Source organism: Calothrix sp. UHCC 0171 (assembly GCF_034931845.1).
Lineage (GTDB): Bacteria > Cyanobacteriota > Cyanobacteriia > Cyanobacteriales > Nostocaceae > Brunnivagina.
In genome coordinates this window covers 172,975-196,081 of record NZ_JAYGHN010000007.1, presented here as the reverse complement: position 1 = coordinate 196,081, position 23,107 = coordinate 172,975, and the positions used below count along the sequence as shown (strand labels likewise).

The 23,107-nt window shown below is 41.8% G+C and carries 25 protein-coding genes; 8 read left to right on the top strand and 17 right to left on the bottom strand.

Annotation, left to right across the window (positions count from 1 at the left end; genetic code table 11):
* Positions 1-96 precede the first annotated feature (96 nt).
* The 7 genes from VB733_RS08275 to hemE all read right to left on the bottom strand — a co-directional run bounded on the left by VB733_RS08275 (position 97) and on the right by hemE (position 5,889).
* Entirely contained in the window at positions 97-1,110 is a 1,014-nt protein-coding gene (locus VB733_RS08275) for a hypothetical protein (RefSeq protein ID WP_416336302.1), read from the bottom strand.
* A 103-nt stretch (positions 1,111-1,213) separates the two neighbouring features.
* Positions 1,214-1,774: a Uma2 family endonuclease gene (locus VB733_RS08270; RefSeq protein WP_323339594.1), complete on the bottom strand. Its 561-nt coding sequence runs from the start codon at positions 1,772-1,774 to the stop codon at positions 1,214-1,216.
* 48 nt (positions 1,775-1,822) lie between these two features.
* The gene (locus tag VB733_RS08265) at positions 1,823-2,128 is read right to left on the bottom strand and encodes a hypothetical protein (RefSeq protein WP_323339593.1); all 306 of its coding nucleotides are present in this window, start codon (positions 2,126-2,128) and stop codon (positions 1,823-1,825) included.
* Positions 2,094-2,789, bottom strand: coding sequence for an alpha/beta hydrolase (locus VB733_RS08260; RefSeq protein WP_323339592.1), 696 nt, complete (start codon positions 2,787-2,789; stop codon positions 2,094-2,096). The genes VB733_RS08265 and VB733_RS08260 overlap by 35 nt, the downstream gene beginning before the upstream one ends.
* Positions 2,790-3,081: 292 nt before the next feature.
* Positions 3,082-4,008, bottom strand: coding sequence for a hypothetical protein (locus tag VB733_RS08255; protein ID WP_323339591.1), 927 nt, complete (start codon positions 4,006-4,008; stop codon positions 3,082-3,084).
* A 154-nt stretch (positions 4,009-4,162) separates the two neighbouring features.
* Positions 4,163-4,717, bottom strand: a complete 555-nt coding sequence (locus VB733_RS08250; protein ID WP_323339590.1) for a Uma2 family endonuclease — start codon at positions 4,715-4,717, stop codon at positions 4,163-4,165.
* Positions 4,718-4,830: 113 nt separating this feature from the next.
* Positions 4,831-5,889 carry a uroporphyrinogen decarboxylase gene (gene hemE / locus VB733_RS08245; RefSeq protein ID WP_323339589.1) on the bottom strand — a complete coding sequence of 353 codons (1,059 nt, stop codon included), beginning with the start codon at positions 5,887-5,889 and terminating at the stop codon, positions 4,831-4,833.
* A gap of 596 nt (positions 5,890-6,485) precedes the next feature.
* Between hemE and VB733_RS08240 the strand changes: the two genes are divergently transcribed.
* Positions 6,486-6,719 carry a photosystem II protein, Psb35-related gene (locus VB733_RS08240; RefSeq protein ID WP_323339588.1) on the top strand — a complete coding sequence of 78 codons (234 nt, stop codon included), beginning with the start codon at positions 6,486-6,488 and terminating at the stop codon, positions 6,717-6,719.
* 108 nt (positions 6,720-6,827) lie between these two features.
* On the opposite strand, the gene VB733_RS08235 is transcribed toward VB733_RS08240, so the two are convergent.
* The 3 genes from VB733_RS08235 to tyrS form a co-directional block, all read right to left on the bottom strand.
* Complete coding sequence (locus VB733_RS08235; protein WP_323339587.1) at positions 6,828-7,508, bottom strand: hypothetical protein; 681 nt, start codon at positions 7,506-7,508, stop codon at positions 6,828-6,830.
* Positions 7,505-8,221 (bottom strand): orotidine-5'-phosphate decarboxylase, encoded by a 717-nt coding sequence (gene pyrF, locus VB733_RS08230; RefSeq protein ID WP_323339586.1) that lies wholly within the window; start codon positions 8,219-8,221, stop codon positions 7,505-7,507. The genes VB733_RS08235 and pyrF overlap by 4 nt, the downstream gene beginning before the upstream one ends.
* Positions 8,222-8,444: 223 nt before the next feature.
* On the bottom strand, positions 8,445-9,707 hold the full coding sequence (gene tyrS / locus VB733_RS08225) for a tyrosine--tRNA ligase (RefSeq protein WP_323339584.1): 1,263 nt from the start codon (positions 9,705-9,707) through the stop codon (positions 8,445-8,447).
* A 114-nt stretch (positions 9,708-9,821) separates the two neighbouring features.
* Here tyrS and VB733_RS08220 point away from each other — a divergent pair, with 114 nt between their 5' ends.
* A complete protein-coding gene (locus tag VB733_RS08220) occupies positions 9,822-11,744 on the top strand; it encodes a transglycosylase domain-containing protein (protein WP_323339583.1) in 1,923 nt (640 codons plus the stop codon).
* A gap of 162 nt (positions 11,745-11,906) precedes the next feature.
* On the opposite strand, the gene VB733_RS08215 is transcribed toward VB733_RS08220, so the two are convergent.
* A complete protein-coding gene (locus VB733_RS08215; RefSeq protein ID WP_096609798.1) occupies positions 11,907-12,230 on the bottom strand; it encodes a DUF1825 family protein in 324 nt (107 codons plus the stop codon).
* Positions 12,231-12,509: 279 nt separating this feature from the next.
* Here VB733_RS08215 and VB733_RS08210 point away from each other — a divergent pair, with 279 nt between their 5' ends.
* Both VB733_RS08210 and VB733_RS08205 read left to right on the top strand, forming a co-directional pair.
* Positions 12,510-12,881, top strand: coding sequence for an NINE protein (locus VB733_RS08210; RefSeq protein WP_323339582.1), 372 nt, complete (start codon positions 12,510-12,512; stop codon positions 12,879-12,881).
* 14 nt (positions 12,882-12,895) lie between these two features.
* On the top strand, positions 12,896-13,426 hold the full coding sequence (locus tag VB733_RS08205; RefSeq protein WP_323339581.1) for a ComEA family DNA-binding protein: 531 nt from the start codon (positions 12,896-12,898) through the stop codon (positions 13,424-13,426).
* A 260-nt stretch (positions 13,427-13,686) separates the two neighbouring features.
* Here VB733_RS08205 and lepB read toward each other — a convergent pair whose 3' ends face one another.
* Both lepB and VB733_RS08195 read right to left on the bottom strand, forming a co-directional pair.
* On the bottom strand, positions 13,687-14,262 hold the full coding sequence (gene lepB, locus VB733_RS08200) for a signal peptidase I (protein WP_323339579.1): 576 nt from the start codon (positions 14,260-14,262) through the stop codon (positions 13,687-13,689).
* 229 nt (positions 14,263-14,491) lie between these two features.
* A complete protein-coding gene (locus tag VB733_RS08195; RefSeq protein ID WP_323339578.1) occupies positions 14,492-16,969 on the bottom strand; it encodes an ATP-dependent Clp protease ATP-binding subunit in 2,478 nt (825 codons plus the stop codon).
* Here VB733_RS08195 and VB733_RS08190 point away from each other — a divergent pair.
* On the top strand, positions 16,953-17,117 hold the full coding sequence (locus tag VB733_RS08190) for a hypothetical protein (RefSeq protein WP_323339577.1): 165 nt from the start codon (positions 16,953-16,955) through the stop codon (positions 17,115-17,117). The two genes, VB733_RS08195 and VB733_RS08190, sit on opposite strands and share 17 nt — an antisense overlap.
* A gap of 280 nt (positions 17,118-17,397) precedes the next feature.
* On the opposite strand, the gene rimI is transcribed toward VB733_RS08190, so the two are convergent.
* A complete protein-coding gene (gene rimI / locus VB733_RS08185; RefSeq protein WP_323339576.1) occupies positions 17,398-17,949 on the bottom strand; it encodes a ribosomal protein S18-alanine N-acetyltransferase in 552 nt (183 codons plus the stop codon).
* Positions 17,950-18,231: 282 nt separating this feature from the next.
* Here rimI and lysA point away from each other — a divergent pair, with 282 nt between their 5' ends.
* The 3 genes from lysA to VB733_RS08170 all read left to right on the top strand — a co-directional run bounded on the left by lysA (position 18,232) and on the right by VB733_RS08170 (position 21,413).
* Positions 18,232-19,629 (top strand): diaminopimelate decarboxylase, encoded by a 1,398-nt coding sequence (lysA, locus tag VB733_RS08180; protein ID WP_323339575.1) that lies wholly within the window; start codon positions 18,232-18,234, stop codon positions 19,627-19,629.
* A gap of 117 nt (positions 19,630-19,746) precedes the next feature.
* Positions 19,747-20,667: a diadenylate cyclase CdaA gene (gene cdaA, locus VB733_RS08175; protein WP_323339619.1), complete on the top strand. Its 921-nt coding sequence runs from the start codon at positions 19,747-19,749 to the stop codon at positions 20,665-20,667.
* Positions 20,664-21,413 (top strand): isoprenyl transferase, encoded by a 750-nt coding sequence (locus tag VB733_RS08170; protein WP_323339574.1) that lies wholly within the window; start codon positions 20,664-20,666, stop codon positions 21,411-21,413. Before cdaA ends, VB733_RS08170 begins: the two co-directional genes overlap by 4 nt.
* Before the next feature lie 234 nt (positions 21,414-21,647).
* On the opposite strand, the gene VB733_RS08165 is transcribed toward VB733_RS08170, so the two are convergent.
* From VB733_RS08165 to VB733_RS08155, 3 genes are all read right to left on the bottom strand, one after another.
* A complete protein-coding gene (locus tag VB733_RS08165) occupies positions 21,648-21,917 on the bottom strand; it encodes a DUF3143 domain-containing protein (protein ID WP_323339573.1) in 270 nt (89 codons plus the stop codon).
* Between the two features lie 96 nt (positions 21,918-22,013).
* On the bottom strand, positions 22,014-22,538 hold the full coding sequence (locus VB733_RS08160; RefSeq protein WP_323339572.1) for a J domain-containing protein: 525 nt from the start codon (positions 22,536-22,538) through the stop codon (positions 22,014-22,016).
* Positions 22,539-22,729: 191 nt separating this feature from the next.
* Positions 22,730-22,945, bottom strand: coding sequence for a hypothetical protein (locus VB733_RS08155; protein ID WP_323339571.1), 216 nt, complete (start codon positions 22,943-22,945; stop codon positions 22,730-22,732).
* Between the last annotated feature and the right edge of the window lie 162 nt (positions 22,946-23,107).

Sequence of the window (23,107 nt, the reverse complement as noted above, 5' to 3'; positions counted from 1 at the left end):
AGCATATCTTCGGAAATGGGAATTCATCTCCAAAAATATGACAAAATATGACAGCCAGTTTTGATTTCTTGATTTAGCAACCTCAAATTTGCCGCCTTACTCTTCCTCTTGAATTTGCAGGCGAATAGTACGTTCGTTAGCACCACCAATTTGAATAGTCATAACTTGACTACCAAGTGGTTCTATACATTCAAGTAAAGAACGTAAATTAGGGGTACTGGCACCAGTATCGACATACAAGCGATCGGCTAAATTGCCAACTTTTTTCCAAGTCATGTACAATTTTCCGATAATTTGTTCGAGTTGCGAGGCTTGATTAACTAAATCAGCAGCCACATTCAAACAACCTAATCGTTGTGCTTCCACTAAAGCAGTTTCAATATTGACATCTTCTTGTGTCAATGCTTGTACCTGGGCGGAGGCTTTGAGGTATTTTGCTAGGTTTCGCGCTTCGGTAGTCGCTTGTTTGATTGTGTCCAAATCGGGATTAGCGCCAATTTCCTTTTGTAATGGAGCTTGATGAACTTGAGGTAATTTCTCCATTTCCCGCACCAAGGGGGCAATGACACGGGGAGGAAGGGAGTTATCAGCCGCTTTTTCCTTAACTGATTCCGGTAATAAATCGCTTGTCATCGCCGTCCATTCTTCCGTCAGTTGCTTGACTTCGCGGCGCGTGATTTTATCACCTTTTTGTGCGGATTCGCTCACCATTTGCTGTACTTCCGGTACAGCTTTCGCAGTTTCAATAAATGCACGTTTACTAAAATTTTTAATCGAACTGGGTTGGAGTTTGCCATCCGCCAGCAGGGTATCCGCACTATTTGCCAGTTGAATCCAGGTATAAGCCTGAGTTTTGCTGATTTCACGTTCCTTCAACCAATGAAGAAACCCTGTGCCCCGTCCATCTCCGCCGATTTTTTCGCGATCGCGTACGGCACGTAAGATTCTACCCCGCCAAATATCGGTTTGCAAATCGAAGCGATCGCACACCTGCCAAGCAATATCTACTTGTTCTTGAAATTCTGACTCTGGTATTGCTTCGTCTTCAGGATCGGGAAGCTCAAAGCTAAAGTCTACTGGCTGTTGTAGGGCATCTGCCAGGTCGTTCATCGATTCAGTGTATTCCACGATTTGCTGCTAAGGGTAGGTTATGCGCGATGGCTATTATCCCACAATCTGAGCAACCTTCAATGTGACAGTAAGTCAATAAAAATTAATAATTTAAGAGTATTTGTACGGAAACCTGGATATTCGGAAATGCTAATGGTGTAATTATTCCATTCTGAATTATCTGTTCTTGAGTATATTTGTTGTCTTGAGGATTTCGCAGTACGATTATTTGCCTGGTAGATAAATCTATAATCCAATATTCCTGTATTTGAGCATTAGCATAAATTGCTGCTTTCAGTTGCAAATCTTTTTTTAAGCTGGTTTTGGCAACTTCTATAACCCAAAAAACATCTCCAGGCTCAGGATGACGACTGTTGTAAGTAGACTCCGGTAATTTGACAATGGCAATATCAGGTTCGGGTTCGGAATTTGCTAGGGTAATTGGTCCATTGAAACGAACTTCGGCTTGATTTACAAGTAATTCCTCTAAGTATTTCGCCCCGCGTTTTGCCGTGTTGTAATGAATTGGAGTCTCTGGAGTCATTTCAACTATTTCACCCTCTAGTAACTCGACTTTGCGATCGCGTAAAACTTCTGCTTCAATCATGCGATGATATTCATCAATAGACCATTTTGCTAGCGTTTTCATGGCAAAATCACTCATACTGTTTCTTGCTTAATCACTTAAAATATACTAAATACCCTCAACACATTACATTCTGGCAACTTTTTCTAAAATAATTCTCACCCCAGTTACAATCATTTCTGGTTCGTCAATCCAGATAAAATGTCCACTTTTATGAGCTTGAATTTGCGTACAGTTTGTTGATAGTAGCATCAATTCATCATGCATGGTATTTCGCAACTTATTGGCAGCTTTCAATGGGATAAAACTTGTCCACAGCGCAGGTTTAAAAAAACTATCGGCTTTAATATTGACAATCGGTAATTTACCAAAATAATTTGCCACACTAATTTCTTTACTATTGGTGTCCAAATGCAAAATTTCCTGCGCCATTGTCAACCAGTGCTGAGGACGACTGACGTACAACTTGGGGAAACCGTCGTAATTCTGGCTTGAGTAATTCAAATGCACCGATGATCTTGAAAACACGAATAATTCCTAATATTGCTCCGAATACCGACATCACAAACCCAGAAGCAAAAAAGTATTTCAACCCTTGCAAACTCCAAGGCATTTTTAACATCCCAACTTCATGTAAAGCATCGCTCAGTACCATCCCGACAACCTTCTCCGGGAAACGATATGCATATAACCGCACGTTATAACTTCCAAACGAATTGCCAACGAAAATATAGGGTGGTTCGATACCGGCATTATTCAACAGTAAATCAAGTTCCATCACCATATTTTGACTAGTGCGGGAATAGGGACTAATATCGCTCCAACCAAACCCAGCCCTATCGTATATACAAACTTGTCCTAGCTTTGCTAACTCATCAATGAGAAAATATCCCTCAATTCCACCTAAACTATGCTCTAAAACTACTGTTGGATTAGCTTTATCTTTCCTTTCACCCTTGGTATACAAATGCAAATTGTAATTACCAACATCGATTAGTTTTCCTGGAGGAGGATTTTTATCCTCTAACCAACAGGCGATCGCATGGTAAATTGTTGTTGCTGCCAGTAAAAGCGATTGGATATAACTAGGCATTTTGCAAGCTTGCTATAGTTTTGCATTAATTGATTGCAGATTAACACAAACCCATGTTTACTATAACTCTGTTGCGATCGCGTTTAACTATATGAGTTGTCAACTAGAAGCAAGATTATTAGAACAGCACCAAGCTAAATATATTAGGTTTTTACATAAATTTTCGCAATGTTAGATAAGTAATACTAGCAATAAGCTGTTAAGCGCCTAAATTATATAGACAAAGCGGGCAGGATGCCCGCACTACAATAAATTCATATTTTCGCTTTATACAATTTAACTGCACATCAGCTTATAATCTCGGAGTGATACATCTCTTTTTAAGGTTTTCAGTTTTTCCCAATAAATTATAAGCAATTAGCCGAGATGTGATCGCACCGTCGAGATTATCATAGAAATATGAAGAATGTGCATCCTCTGCCCCAACAACCATTGCCAAATCTGATTTCCCAATTGTGTTTAATGCTTTTTCGGTTCCATTGGCATCTTGCCAAACATATTGATCGCAAAAAAATATTTTAGAACCGATTTCGTCTTTAATTGCAGCATTCAAGGGATATGCCGCTAAATCAGAAGAGTGGATAACATTAATCCATCTCAATATGTTTTTTCTATTCACCTCATTAAGAAGCAAATTTATTAAGGAAAAATCAATATCCCACATTTGTTTAAGAAATAGTAAGGGAGAGCCTAACGTTGTGATGCTTGCTAAATCTAAGTGTTTTAACTGTTCTCGGAATAAAAAAGCTGGATCGTCTTTTGAGAAAGTATTAGCAAAAAGAATATCCCAAAGTATAATACTACCTAAAGAATGAGCAATAAAATGAATTTCTGTCTCAGTAGAATGGTCTTTTTTAAATCGATTAAAATCTTCTAAAATACTTCTACGAATTTCTTTACCCCTTTCAGGGTTTTGATAAATTAAAAAATCTCCTAGGAAATTATTAATAAACTGACTTCTGCGTTCTCTATACCGATAAATATCATCGTGAAGCCATTCATATTCTTGATGTTTTGTACAAGCTAGCTTGAAATCTTCTTCTATATAACTAACTGTTTGCTCCTTTTTATTATTGAATAAATTACCCCAAAAGCTGGAATAAAAATTTGCTGAGTTTACATAATCGTTGTTATGAAGTTCTTGTTTAATTTTTTGCGTAAGCACATTAGCATAGTTAGAATTTGTCGTATTAACACCATGTATAAAAAAGACAAGCATACAATTGCTAAGTAAACATTATGGCTATAATAAACCATAGCTTACGTAATTACCTCAGAGATAACCCTTATGCTGTATACCTGTATCTCATATTAAACTTTAAAAAAGTAAACTTTAGCATTAACAATATAATACTCCTGAAGATAAGCAAATCCTATTCGAGGAGCCAATTAAACAAACCTTCAACAGTCAAGTGAAAATCCCTGGCAAATTCAGGAACAGGTAATTTTGTATCAGCAACATCATAAATAACTATTGGTTTATCTGGTAAATAGACAAATACCGAGCGCTCTTCCGAATCAATTAACCATCCCATCTGCGTCCCATATTGCAAGCAATGTAAAATGTTTTTGGTGACTTTAGTTTGACTTTGATTTGGTGACAGAATTTCTATTGTCCAATCTGGGCAAATCGAGAAAACATTTGCAACTCCACCATTTTCTTGACGCGGGATTCTATTCGACAAAAAAACTGAAACGTCAGGTACAACAGAACGTCCACCAAAAGTACAGCGCAGTTCAGTAAAAGCTCGCGCAATTTGCTCTATTAAATTAATTGCAGATGGTAATTCAGTTTGAAGTACACTATGCTCACCCTGAGGCATTGGTTTTTGGATGATATTTCCATCAATATATTCGCTAGCAGGTTCAGTTTCTGGTAGCTGCAAAAATTCTTCTAATGTTAATTTTTGAGTGGGTGTTTGTACCATTGCCGATTTCCTTCAGCAGCTAACAATACTTAGTTTCACCAAAAATAATTACAAAAACAGAGGAACGTCAATAAAAAACTCAACATTCCTCTGAATTCAAATTAAGAAACAAATTATACAGTAGCTAAACTCAATTCCTTCGCTGTCTCAAAGAAGAAGCGCACATTATCCTCTGGGGTCTGCGGTAAAACACCATGTCCTAAGTTAAGAATATGACCCCAATTACCAGCCTTACGCACAGTATCATAAATGCGATCGCGGATAAATTCCTGGGAACCAAACAATACACCTGGGTCTAAATTACCCTGTACTTTCATGGTTTTACCAAGACGCTGGCGAGCATCTGCCATATCCACTGTCCAATCGACAGAAACAATATCAGCACCGGATTTACCCATGCGCTCTAGGACACCAGCACAACCACTCACCAACAAAATTAATGGGGTATCAGGATGAGTTTGTTTCACCTTCTCAAATACCATCTGTTGATAAGGACGAGCAAAGGTATCATAATCTTGAGGACTCAATTGTCCTGCCCAAGAATCGAACATTTGCACCACCTGCGCCCCACAATCAATTTGGTAGCAGACATAGGTAGCGATCGCGTCGGCAAGTTTTTCTAACAATTGATGTAAAATCATCGCTGTGTCGGAAAATGCCATATTCTTGATGATGGAATAGGTTTTAGAACCCTTTCCTTCGACAGCGTAGGCTGCCAATGTCCAAGGTGCGCCAACAAAGCCTAAAACTGTGGATTTATTGCCAACTTCCTGCCGTAGTGCCCCTAAAATTGTCTTGATAAACGGCATCGACTCATCAGGGTTGAGGGGATTTAATTTCTCTACCTGTGCTTGAGTGCGAATGGGTTCGTGAATAATTGGACCCTTTCCTTCCGCTATATCCATATCGATACCCAAACCAGGAAGGGGGGTGACGATATCGGAAAATAGGATGACTCCATCGGGTTGAAACGCTTTCCAAGGTTGCAAAGATACCTCGATCGCAACTTCAGGAATTTCCGAGCGCTCGCGGAATGAGGGATATTTTTCTCGTAGGTCTCGATAAGCCTTCATATAGCGTCCAGCCTGACGCATCATCCACACTGGAGGACGATCTACAACTTCACCACGAGCAGCCCGTAACAATAGAGGCTCATTTGCGGAAATACCCATTAACACTTCATCCTATATAACTTTTTTATGTCATTTTTTAGCTTACCGTTCAAAGGGCAAAGGGAAAAGGGGCAACGGAAAGGGGAATGAGCAATGGATTCAGCGAAAGGGGAATAGCAAAAGAGAAAACAAAAAGTAAAGATTTATTGAGTTTTTTTCTACTTATTTACGAACTCTAAAATCAACCAAAAAATTCATCAAAAGTTCTTAAAATTTATCAAAAATTAAAAGTAAAGATTGATTTAAATATATTGAATTTGCAGAAAAATAGTGCATCGCTGATGCCTGAGAGTGTTTCCCGAACAATCGCTAATCATTATTTTGTCTTTGGTTTTTCCGGAACAAGAATCTGTTCACAAAGATGGCGATCGCATTTTTCTGTGCATCCCTCTATCTCCACGTCAGTTCTCGCATTGGTTATTGAGGTGGACATGGTATGAGTCCTCAAGATAACTAATTTCAGTACGGTATACCCTACCTTCTTCATCGGCTAGCACACTAAAGTCCTATGTTGCAGTTTTGTAAATATTTGTTTACACTTGTTTACATAAGGCAACAAAGAACGCAACAAAATAAATATACAAGGATATAAAGATATGATGACTATCTTGATTGCACTATTCATAGTTGGTTGGGTTGCTGCTTCTGTGCTTGGTACATTGGCATATTTCATGGGAGAACAAAGAAAACCCATTCACGAACGCAACTGGGCTTCAGAGTCATTTGACAATTTGGCGAAAAATCTGACAGGTAAAGAGATTGATTATAGCGATCGCATTCCCGCATATGCACTGGATGCCTATGCAACTCAAGTAATCAAGGTTAATTAACTTTGACGAAACGTTGATACAAAGTTGTGATTTCTAGTTAAGTGATGTCGGGTGTGTTAAGAAACATTAATGCACCCGATTAGCATATCTTACTTTTTATTTGTGCTATTACTGCTTACTTACAAGCTTGACACTTCCAGCTTGACAATCCCGTAACCAAGTATCAACAGCCTGCGCCACAACTCCATTGCTACTTTCACGTATAGGGGTAACGGGCTGCTTGCTGACGGGAAACGAACCAATTTGCGAAAACATCATTACCTTACGCCAACCGATGTTGGTTTTAGTTACCAACAACCAATGGAACTGTTGTAACTCCACAGCTTTACCAGCCGTATACTTACGCTCTAAAGTTGTAAAAAATACTTGTTCCACTCCATCCTCCAGAGTGTTTGTAGCATCGCTACTGGCAGAAATTGGATTTAATGGAAGGGGTTGAAATTCTGGTTTTCCAGCTGCCAAAACATAACTAAATGTGTCGCCTCTGCGAGTGAGACGACGAGCACGTTGACTAGCCCGATTAGCATAGCTAGGTAAATCACGCAAAAGATTAGTAGTAATTAACTCTAGTTTTTGCTGGGAGCAAAGTGACTGTAAATTATTTACTTTCCTAACATGAGAATATAGTTCTCTTCCCTGTCTCAGGTTTTGCCAGGAAGAGTTTAATGATAACGCTGGGTCAAGATACCAATTCGATATCAAAAACCACAAGCAGGAGTAAGGCAACCACAAGCCATAATTATTTATTTTGGCTTTTATTTTGGCTTTTATTTTGACTCTTGACTTCATGCAACAGTCGCAACCTCCTCACAAATTTTCTTCCAGGCTAGTGCGGGATTCTCGGCAGTGGTGATGGGACGACCGATGACGAGATAATTGGCTCCAGCCTGGAGTGATGCAGAAGGTGTAAAAGTACGTTTTTGGTCGCCTTTATCTGCCCACTCAGGACGTACACCAGGGCATACTAACAGAAAATTGCTACCACAGGTATCACGTAATTGTGCCACTTCTTGAGGCGAACATACTGCACCGTCCAAACCGGCTTCTTTTGCCATGAGTGCCATCTTCAGAGCATATTCAGGCAATTCGAGGGGAACGTGCAAATCGAAGGCTAGCTGTTGCGAGGAAATGCTAGTTAGCAAGGTGATGGCGATTAATTTTGGTGGTTGAACCCCTGCTTGGTTTGCCCCTTCCTGGACTGCATCGACAGCCGCTTTGAGGGCATCACGCCCATTGGTAGAGTGAATTGTGAGTAAATCGACCCCGTAACGGGCGGCAACGCGGCAAGCGCCGGCAACAGTATTGGGGATATCGTGGAATTTTAAATCCAGAAAAATGCGTTTTTGGCGAGTTTTGAGTAAATCGAGAATTTGCGAACCAGAACTGGTGAAAAGTTCTAAACCAACCTTCCAGAAAGAAACTTCCGGCAGGAGATTAAGAAGTGCGATCGCATCTGCAACTGTGGGTACATCTAAAGGAACGATAATTTTGTCGGTTTTCATTTGGGGAAATGGGAAAGGAAAAAGCAAGGGGGAAGGAGATAATTTACCATACTCGCGATCGGCAGCAAGCTATACAATTGCCTATTTCCCACTCAGAACAGCCTGAAACTGCGACTCTAAAAAAAGAAACACTCTGCCAAAAGCTTGAATCTGCTTGTCAGAGCGCGTCCATAGTCATTGATGACTCAATTAAGATGACTCAATGAACTACTTAACTAAAAACTCAAACTAAGCGGATAAACTTTTTTTTCCCCAGTTGGAGAACTTTTCCTTTGAGTTCTTCCTGATTGGGGAAAGTGATTTCGCCATCAGTGATTTTTTCACCGTCAATCCGTACTCCCCCTTCTTCAATTTTGCGTTTACCTGCTTTGTTGCTATCGCATAAGCCACTATCTTTGAGGATTGATGCCAACCTCGCTGGAAATTCCACACCAGCAAGAGAAAATTCGGGAATATCACCCTCCTGACCTCCTGATTCTGCGGCTTTCTGGGCTGCTGCTGCTCCTACCTCTCCGTGATACTGTCTCACAATCTCCCATGCCAGCATTTTCTGCTTCTCCCGTCCATCTGGGGGCAAACTGTCCAAAGGTAAATTTGTTAATAATTCAAAATACTGCTCTAGCAAATTGTCGGGTATTGCCTGCAACTTTTGGTATTTTTGATTCGGATGGTCTGATAATCCTACGTAATTACCGATGGATTTAGACATTTTCTGGACACCATCAGTTCCGATTAAAATTGGTAATAACAAGCCAAATTGAGGTTTTTGCCCAAAGTGACGTTGTAAATCCCTCCCTAGGGCAATGTTAAATTTCTGGTCAGTACCACCCAATTCCACATCCGCTTCTACAGCAACTGAATCGTAGCCTTGCATCAAAGGATACATAAACTCATGTAGAAAAATAGGGCTTTGCGCCTTATAGCGTAAATCAAACCCTTCTTTCTCCAACATTTGCCCTACAGTCATTGTGGACAATAACTCTAAAATTTTGCCTAAATCTAGCCGAGCCAGCCATTCCGAGTTATAACGGATTTCTAAGCGTCCGGGTGTATCAAAATCTAAAATTGGGCGTATTTGGTCAAGATAGGTCTTCGCATTTTGCTGTACTTCAGCTTCAGTCAATTGCCGACGCACATCCGATTTACCCGTCGGGTCGCCAATTCGGGCTGTAAAATCACCAATAATTAAAACAGCCGTATGCCCAGCATCCTGGAAAGCTCGTAATTTCCGCATAGGTATGCTATGACCGAGATGAATATCGGAGCCTGTTGGGTCAATACCCAATTTTACCCGCAAAGGACGGTCAATTTTAACCAGCAAGCTTTCAAGGTTATCGTTTTCGCTGTGAGCATCGGTTGCTTGTGGGAAAATTTCTGCTGTCCCGCGACGCAACCACGATAAATTATGCGTCATACTGGAAAGTTGATTGTTAGGTTGATTATCAGCGATGTTTTGCACAAGAGAAGTTGGATTGGTTATAGTCACTATTGATTTTGTCTAAAAGTTCATCTGCCAAATTAATATAATTACAAAAAATCAACCGCCTTGCTTCGCCCAAGAAATTACACTTATATATACATGTGAGGAAGTGAAATCGCCGTGTCGTCAAGGACTTTTGAAGATAAGAAAAACCCAGATCAGACTACATCTGGTTTAGAGTTTGTCAAGGGTGTTGGTCAAGTAACTGGCGGAACCCTTCTAGCCATTACCATGCTGACAAGCTCTATTGTAGCCGGAGGACTAGTCGGTTTAGCCATCAGTTTCCGAAATCTGCCTGATGTGAGGCAGCTACGTAACTTTTTTCCCTCCGAAACCACCTACCTCTACGACGTTAAAGGTAAACTTCTCGCGAGCATCCACGGGGAAGCAAACCGCGAAGTTGTACCCCTCGATCGCATTTCTCCGGAACTTAAACGGGCTGTATTAGCGAGTGAAGATGCTGATTTTTATTTTCACCATGGGATTAACCCCAAAGGTGTGGGACGAGCGATCGCCAGCAACTTAAGGTCTGGGGGGGTGCGGGAAGGTGGTTCAACTGTAACCATGCAGTTGGTAAAAAACCTGTTTCTATCGCGTCGTCGTGACTTTACCCGGAAAATCGCGGAAGCCGTTTTAGCTATTCGCCTCGAACAAATTTTGTCCAAAGACCATATTTTGGAAATGTACCTCAACCAAGTTTATTGGGGTCACAATAATTATGGGGTACAAACGGCAGCTCGCAGCTATTTTAACAAGGGTGCAGAAAACCTCACCTTGGCGGAATCGGCAATGATGGCGGCTTTAATCCAAGCCCCAGAACAATATAGCCCCTTCGTGAATATGAAAAAAGCGAAGGAACAGCAAGCGATTGTTTTGTCACGGATGCTGACTCTCGGTTGGATTAGTCAAAAAGAACACGATAATGCCCTAAATGAAAAAATTAAATTAGGTAGAATCCGCTCCTTCCAAGGTAGTGCTTTACCCTTCGTTACTAATGCTGTATCGGCAGAACTAGCGCGAAAATTTGGTCGTGAGGCACTTCTAAAAGGTGGAATGCGTGTGCAAACCACTATAGACAGCGATTTTCAACGCATGGCTGAAGAAACCGTCAGTAAGTGGCATAAGCGGCTTCTTAGTCAAGGCTTATACAAAAACCAAATGGCATTGGTGGCAGTAGACCCACGTACCCACTATGTTAAGGCGCTTGTGGGTGGTGTTGATGCGAAAACCAGTGAATTTAACCGGGCAACCCAAGCGTTACGTCAGCCCGGTTCTGCATTCAAGCCATTTGTTTACTATGCGGCTTTCGCAACTGGAAAATACACACCGAATTCGACAGTCCTGGATACTCCTGTCAGCTACCGTGATGGCGATGGGATGTATTCCCCCCGTAACTATGATGGTAGTTTTGGTGGTTCCATGTCGATTCGTTATGCCTTAGCACAATCACGTAACATTCCCGTAATTAAGCTTGGTAAAGGTATCGGGATGAACAAGGTTGTGGAGACTTGCCGGATTTTAGGAATTACCAGTCCGATGGAACCTGTCACCTCGTTACCTCTGGGTGCGATCGGTTTGACACCGTTGGAAATGGCTAGTGCTTATGCCACCTTTGCCAATTATGGTTGGCAGTCTCCCCCGACTGTGATTGTGCGCGTTACAGACAGTAGTGGAAATGTATTGCTGGATAATACGCCAAAACCCCAGCTAGTTCTAGACCCCTGGGCTTCAGCAGCTACTATTGACGTGATGCGATCGGTAATTACGGAAGGGACAGGGAAAAATGCTGCGATCGGTCGCCCTGCTGCAGGAAAAACGGGAACCACATCTTCAGAAAAAGATATTTGGTTTGTAGGAACTGTACCGCAGCTAACAACCGCAGTTTGGATCGGTCGAGATGATAATAGACAATTGGCACGCGGCGCAACCGGCGGTACAACCGTAGCGCCAATTTGGGCTGACTTTATGCGACGGGCACTTAAAGATGTACCTGTGGAAAACTTTAAACCCACTTCGCAGTTCCCTCGTCCCAAAGGGGGATAAAAGTTAAGAGTGATAAGTTGTGAGTTATGAGTTTAAGAGTTTGGATTGATAAATTGATCAACTTTTGAGTGAAAGTGTTTTTTAAATCAAGTTACTTAATTTTTGAACTCTTAATTGCCAATTTCTAACTACTAAACCTCAACTTTATTACTCCTAACTTGGTCATTTTTGTTTTTCTAATTCAGTTTTCATACGTTGTAACGTCATATTCATTTGGTCAAACATTTGCTGCGGAGTGACACCAAATTGACCGAGTTGTGTTTTTAATTGCTCCATAGTCATTTGAGCCATGAAATCCTCCGATAGCTCAAAGCGCTTCATAAAGATGCGATAGCGCTCCATCATTGCTTCCATTTGCTCAATGAACAACTTTTTGCCTTCACGGTCAAATTTTCCGTAGCCATTACCAAGCTGAATCAATGCTTGATAATCTTCAAATAATTGCTTTGCTTCTTGTTGAATGATGTCAGAGTCAAAGAATCCCATGTTACTCCCACTCGACTGAGTTATTGCTCTCAGTTGCTTTCATACTTTCGCCTCTTGTTTTATTCTAGTCCAGAGCGATATTTTGGTAAGTCACGGTTTAAGTACGGTTTTGTACCGAGATTTCAACACTTGACTGAGAAGATGAAAGGGGAAAAGCAAGGTAATAGCTACAAAGCGAAATTTCTCCAGCTAGTTTGTTAATATATCTGTTCTAATAGGTTTAAGTAGGTTCAAGCAAACGAATTACCCTGCTAGCAGTAAAATTTATCTGAATCAAGTATGTTCAAAAATCAACATAAAAGCCGAAGTGTTGCTGCTGTCTTGGCATTTGCTGGGACATTAACAATTTCTGGGTTACATAAGTTCTATTTGGGTCAACCCTTATGGGGTGTAGTTTATGTTTTGCTTTCTTGGACACCAATTCCGAAAGTTGCCAGTGCAATTGAAGGCGTTTGGTTTTTGGCACAGGATGAAGAGAGTTTTGATCAAAATTTCAACTTGGGAAAATCGACAAGAATCTCCCAAACTGCGGGTATGCAAGTTGCTTCGATTGCCGATGCCTTACGTGAGTTAGATACATTGCGTCAAGATGGTTTGATTACGGAATACGAATTTGAGCAAAAGCGTCGTCAGTTGTTAGAGCATATTTGATCATTTAGGTATCAATGAATTCTTTTCGATTTAATCTGAGATTACAAAAGCTCCGAAATCAAATACTGAGTAATCCTTACTACCGCTTCCAATCGGGGGAAGAAATTGCGATCGCATCTCAGTTGGGTATCCGTATTGATGCTAATAATGCTACTGTTGACGACTGGTTACGTTTACCAGGATTATCAATACATCAGGCAAAAACACTAGTAGAACTATCGAAAGCAGGTGTTAAATTTTACTGTGTTGAAGATATTGCTGCGGCTTTGAGCCTATCTCCGGTGAGATTTGAATATTTTCAAGCGATACTGACTTTTGATTATTATGACGATGAGGCGATCGAGATTGCGACAAAATTTATTCAGATTAATACTGCAACTGTAGAAGTGCTGGCAAACACGCCCTTTATGGATTTGTTGTTAGCTGAAGCTGTGGTTAAAAATCGTGTCGAGAATGGATTGTACCGAGATATAGTCGATTTTCAAAGGCGCTTAAATTTACCTGGGGATGTGTTGGCGCAGTTGATGTATTACTTGAAGTTTTGATGGTTTGATACCGAAGGATAATTCAAGAGTCAGGAGCCAGAATCTAGAAAGGAAATTCTGACTACTATTTTCTGATTCCTCTATTCTGACTACTTCTGAGGAATCATGTAAAAATAAGTAGTGTCAGCGTCTCGCTTGCTATTTCCCAAAGGTGGGCTTTCCGGCTCCGGAGTTTTCCGTGAAGAACATCTCCCCGGAAACTCCTCTCCACACTACTTGTTCAATTTATTTTTACACGAATACTTATAGTTAAAATTAACCTAAATCACGCCAATTTTATTCACAGGATAAAACCGAAATACCGCTCTACCAATAATATTTTCACTAGGTACAAATCCCCAGTAACGCGAATCGTAACTATTGTTGCGATTATCTCCCATGACAAAAAATTCATTAGGGGGGACTTTAATTTCTGGAAATGCTTGATTTGGAGGTTCGGCGATGTAGTTTTCTTGGATGGCTTGTCCATTCCGATAAACTCTACCCTCTTGGATACTGATTGTTTCCCCTGGTGTGGCAATGATGCGTTTGATGAAGGCTTGATCTTTGTCTATTTTTCTTTGGCGTTGTAGTTCTAATGGAGGGGTGAATACCACGATGTCGCCAAAATGTGGCTGGTTAAAGTGATAGGATATCTTCTCCACTACTAGCCTATCCCCTTCATATAAAGTTGGCACCATCGAAGGTGAAGGAATGTAGCGGGGTTCAGCAATAAAGGTACGGATTAGAAAAGCGAGAAAAAGGGCGATCGCCACTAATGTGATATTCTCACGAATATTCTTCCATAACTGTGAGGTAGCTGAATTTGTTTTTGCATTATTTTCCTGAGAAGCCATATCATTTCTAACCAAATAATCAACTCAAACGATGCCGGATGTGTGAGACTTGCGCCACCATCGCAGTTTAGCAAAATATATCCGTTAGTAGAGCCTCCAGGTACGCAGATTGCAGCACTTGCTAGTTTTGTCACCAGTAAAAAGCGGTAGAGATTTTTTATCCTCTACCGCTTAATAAATTCTCAATTTCGGATTCTCAATTTAATCTAAAATCCAAAATCTAACTCATCTATTCCCCGGCTGGGGTTAAGACTGGTGGTTCGGGACGTTCGCCCGGACGAACAACAACGTTGTTGCTTTCATCCACATCAACTACGGCAATATCACCGTCTTTAATACGTCCAGAGAGAATCTCTTCGGCGAGACTATCCTCTAACAAGCGCATAATCGCCCGACGTAATGGTCTAGCACCGTAGCTGGGGTTATAACCTTCTTGGATAAGCCTATCCTTGAAGCGATCGGTAACTTCCATGGTGATGCCTTTTTCGCCCAAGCGACCGAATACTTCCTTGAGCATAATATCGGCAATTTCCGTAACTTCGGCTTTGTTGAGTTGACGGAAGACGATGATTTCGTCGAGACGATTGAGGAACTCAGGACGGAAGTAGTTTTTGAGTTCTTCGTTAACCAAGAATTTAATCCGGTTGTATTGGGATTCGCTAGCATCTTCGGCAAACTCGAAACCAATACCACCACCACCTTTTTCAATTACCTTAGAACCAATGTTCGAGGTCAAAATTAATAAGGTGTTCTTGAAGTCTACAGTCCGACCTTTAGCATCAGTCAATCTACCGTCTTCAAGGATTTGCAGTAGCATATTGAATACATCGGGGTGCGCTTTCTCAATTTCATCGAAAAGCACCACTGTGTAAGGTCTGCGACGTACTGCCTCAGTTAACTGACCGCCTTCGTTGTATCCTACATAACCTGGAGGCGAACCAATCAGTTTACTGACGGTATGGCGTTCCATGTACTCAGACATATCTAGGCGAATCATTGCTTCTTCAGAGCCAAAGAAGTAAGAAGCCAATGATTTTGCTAATTCGGTTTTACCAACCCCGGTAGGACCGGAGAAAACAAAGCTAGCAATAGGTCGGTTGGGGTTCTTCAAACCGACACGGGCGCGGCGAATTGCTCGTGACACAGCTTTGACTGCATCTTCTTGACCAATAAGGCGCTGGTGCAGGGTATCTTCCATGTGTAAAAGCTTCTCGGATTCTGATTCCGTCAGCTTATTCACTGGTACACCTGTCCAAGAGGCAACAATATGAGCGATGTCTTCCTCTGTCACCACAGGTTCATCGCCACCTTCGCTCTTGCTTCCAGTTGCTTTGTTTTGGGCGATCGCGCGGATTTCGGCTTTGATTTCCATTTCGCGATCGCGCAATTCTCCAGCCCTGTCAAAGTCTTGGGAGCGGACTGCATCGTCTTTTTCCTTGAGAATTTGACGCAGTTCTTTGTCTAGCTCTTTAGCTGCTGGGGGTAATTGGGAGTTAATTAAACGTACCCGCGAACCAGCTTCATCGATGAGGTCGATCGCTTTATCGGGGAGGTAACGGTCAGATATATAACGGTCGGATAACTTCGCCGCAGCCAACAAAGCTTCGTCGGAAATCTTCAGCTTGTGGTGTTGCTCGTAGCGATCGCGTAAACCGTACAAGATTTCTATGGTTTCATCTACTGAGGGTTCTCCTACCATGACTGGTTGGAAACGACGCTCTAATGCTGCATCGCGTTCAATGTGCTTGCGATACTCATCTAGGGTTGTCGCACCAATACATTGCAACTCACCCCGTGCCAATGCTGGCTTGAGGATGTTGGCTGCATCGATTGCGCCTTCCGCCGCACCCGCACCAATTAAGGTGTGAACCTCGTCAATTACTAAAATTACATTTCCTGCCTGACGAATCTCATCCATGATCTTCTTCAGGCGTTCTTCAAACTCACCTCGATATTTGGTTCCTGCTACCAGCAAACCTATATCCAAGGTGACAACACGCTTATCTTCGAGGATATCGGGGACATCTTTAGTAGAAATCCGTGTTGCTAAACCTTCGGCAATGGCAGTTTTACCAACCCCTGGTTCACCAATTAATACTGGGTTATTCTTAGTCCGACGACCAAGAATTTGAATTACGCGCTCAATTTCTTTGGCGCGTCCCACAACTGGGTCGAGCTTTCCGTCGGCTGCCATTTGGGTCAAGTTTGAGCCAAATTCATCCAGCGTTGGGGTCTTCGTCCGGTTAGATGGACCACCCTGAGTCACCTCAGCAGTTTCACCCAACATGCGAATTACCTGGGTTCTGACTTTCGATAAGTCAACCCCAAGATTCTCTAAAACTCTGGCTGCTACTCCTTCCCCTTCTCGGATTAAGCCCAACAACAGATGTTCGGTGCCAATATAGTTGTGCCCCAACTGTCGCGCTTCTTCCAAAGATAGTTCCAGAACCCGCTTTGCCCGTGGCGTAAACGGAATTTCCACAGCTACAAAGCCCGAACCTCGACCTATAATTTTCTCTACCTCAATCCGGGCATCTTTGAGATTGACACCCATCGATTTCAGTACTTTTGCTGCTACTCCGGTACCTTCACCAATCAAACCCAGGAGGATTTGTTCGGTACCAACAAAATTATGCCCTAGCCTTCGAGCTTCCTCTTGGGCGAGCATGATTACCTTAATGGCTTTTTCTGTGAAGCGTTCAAACATATGGCAGTTTTCCCATCACCTGCGTCGTGCCGGTACGCTGATTTTAGCACAGCCAAAACGAACAGATGTCTGTATAAAGATACAGGCATTTGCCACGAGGATATCGGGTTACGGAACTTACCCTGAATTTTTTATTGCTTTGACCTAACTACTGTACTGAGGTGGCGAACGTCAAGAGCCTTTTAAACACTGATTTTTCGGCAGTTTTTAACTTTTGTTGAGTGTTTGCTAAAACAGCCCCTAAGTGAAAATTTTTATCACATTTCCTATTGTCTGTCAAGTTGAATCTGAACTTTAGGAGGTGTTTTTGGTGCGATCGCCGGCACAAAATTCAAAAATTAATATTTCTCAGCAAATAATAAAGATTTGTTAAGGATTGCAGAAAAAGGTACAAAGGAGGCAACAGGTAATAACTTAAGGCATATAAGTTAAGAACAAGTAAACAACCAACCAGATAATTTCAGGCGTTTGTCGGTAATTTGCTGCCAAGTCTCCAAAGTTTTGGGGAATTGGGGGTCTTGGATATCGCCCAGCCAAAGGATGAGGGCATCTTCGCCGTTATCTTTGTAGTAGCCGCGTCTGCATCCAGCTGTCTTAAAGCCAAATTTCTGATATAAAGTAGTAGCACCCAAGTTAGAAGCTCTCACTTCTAGGGTAGCCCGCTCCAAACCAGATTCATGAGCCGTCTTCAGTAGAGAAAATAGTAAAGCTTGTCCCAGACCTTGACGTTGATATTGGGGATGAACAGCCAAAATTGTAATATGTGCCTCCTCTAAGATTGACCAAAAACAACCCATTGCCAACAGACCAATGTGGGAGAGGGGGGAAATGAGACCAAGTAAAGTACTATTAGGACTGTCTATTTCTCGTTGATATGCATCGATTGTCCACAGACCACCAAAACAAGCTTGGTCGAGTTCGATGACAGCACTGAGGTGCTTCTGTGTCAATGACTGAAGTGTTAAATTGAGTGTGTTCACGCTTGTTGGTAATGGTGCATTCCCTCTGTAAACTGGGAGTGGGAGTATTTGCTTATTTAAAATGGGTAATGAGCATTGGGCACTAGATAAAGCATTGATTCTTGCTCACCACTACCCATTAACTAAATACCTAATTACTTACCCATTAAGTATTACCAATTAAATTGCCCATGTTCAAGTTATAGACGCGATCGCAACTACTTGCAGAAGCGACTGGGTGTCTATCGGCAGGGTATGACAATGCCCAAATTCTAATTACAATCAAGGACAACTCTCACAGTTATGGTATCGACTCATCCGGCTGGGGTTCAAGATTCAGGCAGTAAATATTTACCTCAGATTCAAAACAATCAGATTGAAACTTCTCCAAATCAGGAGTTGCTACCGCTAACAGCTAGTATTAACAGCAAAGACCATTTAGCAATAGGTGGCTGTGATGTTCCAGAACTAGTACAGCAATTCGGTTCACCCCTATATATAGTCGATGAAGCAACATTGCGTGCAGCTTGTCGCCAATACCGTGATAGTTTTCAACGTTATTACCAAGGGGAGTCGCAAGTCCTGTATGCTTCCAAAGCATGGAGTTGTTTAGCAATTTGCGCGATCGCTCACCAAGAAGGATTAGGAATTGATGTCGTCTCTGGAGGCGAACTCCACACTGCTTTAGCTGCGGGAGTTAGTCCCAGTAAAATATATTTCCATGGTAATAATAAATCACGGGAAGAACTAGTTCTGGCAATTACATCACAGGTGAACATTGTTGTTGATAACTGGTACGAACTGGAAACTCTGGTGAAGATTGCTTCTCCTTCGCAACCCGTCCGTATTCTGTTACGCTTGACTCCAGGTATTGAATGTCACACCCACGAATATATTCGGACTGGACACCTCGACAGTAAATTTGGATTTGACCCCAACCAACTCGACGAAGTATTTACATTCGTCAGCAAACAAAGTTTTCTTAACTGTGTGGGGGTTCATGCCCATATTGGTTCGCAAATTTTTGAACGTCAACCCCATCGCGATTTAGCAGCAGTAATGGTGCAGTGGTTGACTAAAGCTTCAACTTACGGATTAAATATTACTGAATTAAATGTTGGTGGTGGCTTAGGAATAAAGTATACAGAATCAGATGACCCCCCAAGTATCGAAGAGTGGGTAAAACCAATTTGCGAAGTAATTCAAAATGCTTGTGCAGAAGCAAATGTAACCCTACCAAAATTATTATCAGAGCCGGGACGCTCTTTAGTGGCAACGTCCTGTGTTACTGCTTATACAGTCGGCTCATCTAAAGAAATCCCGGAAATTCGTAATTATATTGCAGTTGACGGAGGCATGTCAGATAATCCCCGTCCAATTACCTACCAATCGATTTACCGGGCAGTAATTGCCAACAAAATGTCAGCACCTTGTACTGAAACTGTGACAGTTGCCGGAAAACACTGCGAGTCAGGGGATATTGTAATTAAGAATGCTCAACTACCAAAAACTCAGTCTGGAGATATCCTAGTAGTCATGGCAACAGGTGCGTACAATTACAGTATGGCATCAAACTACAATCGTGTGCCTCGTCCGGCTGCGGTTTTAGTTGCCGATGGCGAAGCAAACACCATTTTGCGACGCGAAACCTATGCGGATTTACTTCGACAAGATTGTTTACCCGAAAAACTGAAAGCTTAGTCCTTTGTTCTTAGTCATTGGTCATTTGCAAAAAACGGATGACTAATGACAAAGGATAAATGACAAATGACAAATGACTCAAATGTATTGGCAGCAGAATATTTCCTTCCAGGTGTCATGAAAGATTTTTTGAAGCAGCTGATAGCCCCGGAATGGTCGCACACCTTGCTGCTGAAGACACTGGATATAGTATTAGTGCTGGCGCTAACGTATATGATGCTAGTTCTAATTAATGAGCGCCGGACGCTGTGGATGGTGCGAGGTTTTATTATTTTGATGTTGGCTTCAGCACTCTCGCATCAGTGGAGGCTGGAACTATTGAACTTTGTATTAGAAAAATTGGTAATTGGTTGTGCAGTGGCGATGGCAGTTGCACTCCAATCTGAGTTTCGCAGATTTTTGGAACGGCTAGGACGTGGAGAGTTCCGACAATTGTTTCAACCTTCGAGTTTATCGGTTCCTAAGTCTGATAGCACGATTGATGAAATAGTGGAAGCAGTCAAAGAACTGTCGAAAAACCGGATTGGGGCTTTGTTAATTATAGAAACTAAGGGTCCGATTGACGAACGGGATTTTTCTGTACCTGGTGTCAAGCTAAATGCTGAAGTTTCTAAAGAACTAATTCAAACTATTTTTCAGCCGAAGACACTTTTACACGACGGTGCTACATTAGTACGTGGCTCGCGGATTATCGCATCAGGTATAATTCTACCGCTTTCAGGACGCACAGCCTCGCGCCAGTTGGGAACACGCCACCGGGCGGCGATGGGTATTACTGAGCGAGTCGAAAATTGTATTTGTGTCGTTGTATCAGAAGAAACAGGTTCTATTTCTCTAGCAGAACGGGGAACCCTAAATAGACCATTAACAATTGGGAGACTAAAAGAGTTGCTTGAGGACAAGTTTTCTCCTAATGTAGACCGGGAAGCAGTTGCACCCGGATTACTCAGTTTAGGAAGGCAAATCCGTAGCAAGGCACTCTTTATGGTTTCACGTTTACTCGGATTACCATCGACCGCTTCTCGGGATAAAAAATGACAGCACAACAAACAGAACTACCAGTTTTACCTTCTGATCTAAAACGCGAATTATTACCTAGACATGTTGCCGTGATTTGTGATGGGAATGGTCGATGGGCTAGGCATCGAGGATTACCAAGAATTATGGGGCATAAGCAAGGTGTCAATGCCCTGAAAGAAATCTTACGTACATGTAATGATTGGGGTATTGAAGCACTAACTGCTTATGCTTTTTCCACAGAAAATTGGAAGCGTCCAGTTGAAGAAGTTGATTTTTTGATGACTTTGTTTCAAGTGGTGTTGCGTCAAGAGTTGCGCGAAATGATGAAGGAAAATGTTCGGGTTAAGTTTGCTGGAAATTTAAAGGCATTACCAGCAGCGTTGCAAGAGCAGATTCAAAACGCGATGGAGGAAACTCAAAACAATCGCGGCATTAAGTTTACGATCGCTACTAATTATGGTGGTAGGCAAGAAATACTATCAGCTTGCCGGGCGATCGCGCAACAAGTTGAGGCTGGTTTGCTTAAACCTTCAGAAATTGACGAGGAAGTATTTGAGCGGCATTTGTATACAGCTGGTATTGATGACCCAGATTTATTAATTCGCACAAGTGGGGAAATGCGGATTAGTAACTTTCTTCTCTGGCAAATTGCTTATACAGAAATATACGTTACGGATACACTTTGGCCCGATTTTGACCGCAATCAGTTACATAAAGCTTTGTCTAGCTACCAGCAGCGCGAGCGGAGATTTGGGAAAATTTAATTGAGGGCTGAGGACTGAGGAGATTTCCAGGAAATAATGTACCGAAAATTCTTGTAGTGCGGGCATCTTGCTCGCTACAAACGGTTGACTTTACAGAAAAAGAAGAGGTTTTCCCGAAAATTCTTGTAGTGCAGGCATCTTGCCCGCTACACCAACAACAAGATGGGTAATTTCTTTTTCGCAAATCACCTGAGTGCTGAGTGCTGAGTATTTTTCTCAGCATCCAGCATTAATTTATGGTCCGGCAAAGACTGCTTTTTCAATATCTTGGCGACTGAGGGAATATTTAAAGGAACGCATAATATCTTGTCCATCTTCTCCTGCTTGGATGTAGCGAACTGTTATTTGTTCCGTATCTAGCCATAGTTCGGCGCTCCAGGTAGTCTTTTGTAAACGCCAGCAGTGTAATTCCTGTTCATCTTGCTGACAACCTTGTTCACGTAACCATTGTTCGATTCCAGGTAGGGAATGGTTGTACAAGGGAGTGTCGGGAGAGATAGCCATAGTTTACGGATGAGGAGTGAAACGACAAGAATACCTTTCGGTCTATCACCGGAGGTTGAAGTAAATTATTTATAATTTATGTTAATAATCTTATCTTTATCTGACTCGCAGTTGGTAAATAAATGTACACATTGATGCGAGGTGATCGGTAAGTAGTTGAGAGACAGGTTGAAAAGCAGTATCTCCACGTATAATCCCAACTGCGATCGCCAGTAGCAAACAGCCCAAAAGGGTCATTCCCATAATGAATAGGGCAAATAATTCGCCACCAGAAAGCGGTCTGTCTGTAGCATCAATATAAGCTGATTTTGTCCAGTCGTAAGCGGAATGGGAAACGGGTTGGTTTAAATCGGGTGGTGCTTGGATGACACCAAAACGGGAATAACCGATTTTGAGATCGTAGTTGAATCGTTTTTCTGGACTGCTTAGGGTTGCATAAGCTTCGTTTATTTGTTGAAATTGGGCTGTAGCAACAGTAGCAGGTAAATCAGTTGTATCTGGGTGGTAGCGCTTGCTGAGTTCGCGGTAAGCGCGGCGAATATCAATTACAGATGCAGAGGGATGGAGTCCCAGCATGGTGTAATAGTTAGATTTTGCCTGCGGTTTGCTGCGTTGTTGCATTTCCCCGTCGTGGTTCACTGCTCGTTGTTGAATTATTGTTGTTCAAGCTTTTTATTATTTTAAAGCAAGTGAATTGTGAGCGATCGCAGTTAGTTAGTTATACTTGGCAAGGGGAATGATAATTTTGATGACAAATTATCCCTGCCATTCCTTTTAGTGGTAGAGAATAAATTATATTTTTGCGAAAATACTCAAGTTTTGAATATTTCTTCGACTGTGAACTTTAAATTTGGAAATGTGAGGGAAATGGTAATACCATTTGCTGGAAATTGATTGCGGTGATATTTGCCATTTTCATCTAGTAAGAAAACAAACATAGTTGGGTATTTAGAATTATCTACAAAAAATATAACCGAAATTATTTGCGATCGCTCGAAATTACTTTGTACCTCTGTAATACATAACACTTTCCCAGAAGTATCAATTTCCTAGAATTCTCTCCATCGGGCAATTAAAATATCTTCTATACAGAATTTTAGTTACTAAAAGGAATATCATAAGAGATATACCTTTCTAGGTAAGTTTTTATAACTCCCGAATGATGTAGAAAGATGAAGTCATTTCTAGCA

Coding starts and splice junctions, on each gene's coding strand:
- VB733_RS08270 (WP_323339594.1), bottom strand. CDS start 1,774: ATGAGTGATTTTGCCATGAAAACGCTAGCAAAATGGTCTATTGATGAA.
- VB733_RS08170 (WP_323339574.1), top strand. CDS start 20,664: ATGACAGCACAACAAACAGAACTACCAGTTTTACCTTCTGATCTAAAA.
- VB733_RS08255 (WP_323339591.1), bottom strand. CDS start 4,008: ATGCTTGTCTTTTTTATACATGGTGTTAATACGACAAATTCTAACTAT.
- hemE (WP_323339589.1), bottom strand. CDS start 5,889: ATGGGTATTTCCGCAAATGAGCCTCTATTGTTACGGGCTGCTCGTGGT.
- VB733_RS08215 (WP_096609798.1), bottom strand. CDS start 12,230: ATGGGATTCTTTGACTCTGACATCATTCAACAAGAAGCAAAGCAATTA.
- VB733_RS08195 (WP_323339578.1), bottom strand. CDS start 16,969: ATGTTTGAACGCTTCACAGAAAAAGCCATTAAGGTAATCATGCTCGCC.
- VB733_RS08275 (WP_416336302.1), bottom strand. CDS start 1,110: ATGAACGACCTGGCAGATGCCCTACAACAGCCAGTAGACTTTAGCTTT.
- VB733_RS08205 (WP_323339581.1), top strand. CDS start 12,896: ATGAATTCTTTTCGATTTAATCTGAGATTACAAAAGCTCCGAAATCAA.
- lysA (WP_323339575.1), top strand. CDS start 18,232: ATGGTATCGACTCATCCGGCTGGGGTTCAAGATTCAGGCAGTAAATAT.
- pyrF (WP_323339586.1), bottom strand. CDS start 8,221: ATGAAAACCGACAAAATTATCGTTCCTTTAGATGTACCCACAGTTGCA.
- VB733_RS08260 (WP_323339592.1), bottom strand. CDS start 2,789: ATGCCTAGTTATATCCAATCGCTTTTACTGGCAGCAACAACAATTTAC.
- VB733_RS08235 (WP_323339587.1), bottom strand. CDS start 7,508: ATGAAGTCAAGAGTCAAAATAAAAGCCAAAATAAAAGCCAAAATAAAT.
- VB733_RS08210 (WP_323339582.1), top strand. CDS start 12,510: ATGTTCAAAAATCAACATAAAAGCCGAAGTGTTGCTGCTGTCTTGGCA.
- VB733_RS08265 (WP_323339593.1), bottom strand. CDS start 2,128: ATGGCGCAGGAAATTTTGCATTTGGACACCAATAGTAAAGAAATTAGT.
- lepB (WP_323339579.1), bottom strand. CDS start 14,262: ATGGCTTCTCAGGAAAATAATGCAAAAACAAATTCAGCTACCTCACAG.
- VB733_RS08250 (WP_323339590.1), bottom strand. CDS start 4,717: ATGGTACAAACACCCACTCAAAAATTAACATTAGAAGAATTTTTGCAG.
- VB733_RS08160 (WP_323339572.1), bottom strand. CDS start 22,538: ATGCAACAACGCAGCAAACCGCAGGCAAAATCTAACTATTACACCATG.
- cdaA (WP_323339619.1), top strand. CDS start 19,747: ATGAAAGATTTTTTGAAGCAGCTGATAGCCCCGGAATGGTCGCACACC.
- VB733_RS08165 (WP_323339573.1), bottom strand. CDS start 21,917: ATGGCTATCTCTCCCGACACTCCCTTGTACAACCATTCCCTACCTGGA.
- VB733_RS08240 (WP_323339588.1), top strand. CDS start 6,486: ATGATGACTATCTTGATTGCACTATTCATAGTTGGTTGGGTTGCTGCT.